Source organism: Leptospira ognonensis, assembly GCF_004770745.1.
Lineage (GTDB): Bacteria > Spirochaetota > Leptospiria > Leptospirales > Leptospiraceae > Leptospira_A > Leptospira_A ognonensis.
The window spans coordinates 1-1,378 of record NZ_RQGD01000018.1; the positions used below are offsets into that span (position 1 = coordinate 1).

1 protein-coding gene and 1 pseudogene are annotated in these 1,378 nt (G+C 34.0%); one reads left to right on the forward strand and one right to left on the reverse strand.

What is annotated here, in order from left to right; all coding sequences use genetic code 11:
* A pseudogene (locus tag EHQ58_RS18840) lies at positions 1-263 on the forward strand (hypothetical protein); the annotation flags it as partial.
* Here the strand turns inward: EHQ58_RS18840 and EHQ58_RS05215 are convergent.
* A complete protein-coding gene (locus tag EHQ58_RS05215) occupies positions 260-1,378 on the reverse strand; it encodes a DUF1574 family protein (RefSeq protein WP_135622824.1) in 1,119 nt (372 codons plus the stop codon). The pseudogene EHQ58_RS18840 and the gene EHQ58_RS05215 sit on opposite strands and share 4 nt — an antisense overlap.

Sequence of the window (1,378 nt, forward strand, 5' to 3'; positions counted from 1 at the left end):
TCGATCTTGGTTCGACGCTTTGGCTTTTAAAATCGACCACCCTTTATCTAATTTTCTCACTTTTTGCTTATTCTGGCATTGTTCTACTTTTTTCTATACTGGATGAACGATTCGGAACTTTTAATCATGAAAATTTCAAACATATGAAAAACATTATCGTTCCCGTCTATTTGGTGTTTGCCTTTACTGGGTATATTATTTTTAAAAAATATGTGCAACTCCCCCTTTTAAAAAAAAGAAACGAGGAGATGAAACAGAACTAATTCCGAATTTCTTTCGAAAACAAAATTGGTAATAAATTAGGAAAACAGGCTCCACTGAGATGGAGTGCATCTACAAAATCCTTACAGGTCCAATTGGGAGATATGCTAGGATCAGAAATAATAAACCTTGTCTTTTCCGTTTTCCCGTATTCTTCTATCAGCTTTAAAGTATGAGCTTGGAAGTCTTGTAAGACTCCTCCTCTTTCCATTCTAACTTTTAAAGCAGGTGCCACGACAGGGTAATAAAAAATTACTGGGATATCTTTTCCTTTCATTAACTTTAGGATTCTTTTAAAAAAGGAAATCTGTGTTAAAGAAATTCGATACGGGTTCATGTGCGTGGTATATAAATTTTCTGCATCTTTTTCTAGGAAAAAGTCAGCATTTGCAAATTTGATTTCGTTCGGCATAGCACCTAACAACGTACGGTTTGCTTCCTTAATTTTCTCCAAAAAACTTCTCTTATGATCTTTACCAGTGATTCCGCCGGTAATACCGGGTATAAAACCTACTTCAATTTCTTTATTATTTGCTTTAATGGCACCAGGATCAATTGGGTATTTATAGAGAGCAAAAAACTTTTTCAAAAAGAATGTCTCCGATTCATCTACAGAGAACCCATTAGAATCAGCAGACCATGCATTGGCAGAAGGAATCCGGTAAAAATCAGTATTAAAAAGAACGAACTTCCAATCATAAGAGCCGTTTAAAGAATATGTGATTGCTGATTTGGTAAACAGTAAGGGATCTACCTCTACCATAAAATAGGAAATCGGTAGATTTGCGGCAAGTATCCTTTCCATCCAATAAAACTGGAACGAGATAGGGCCAAAGGGTGCTGCAAAATTATACGTATCTGTATTTTTTAATAATTTTTTTATCCCTTCTGTATCAAATTCACCAGATCTGGAACTACCAAGAATCACTCCTACTTTTCTTTCTGGAAATTTTCTATGATTCTCCAACATAACATTGAATAAGTCTTCTTTGTAATCATAAAATGACCGCTCAATTTTCTTCCAACTGTGAGTATTTTCAACAACTATGGGTAAAAAAAATATCTTATCAAAAAGAAAAAGTGTTAAACAAACGAGTAAAGGATATAAGATGATAAT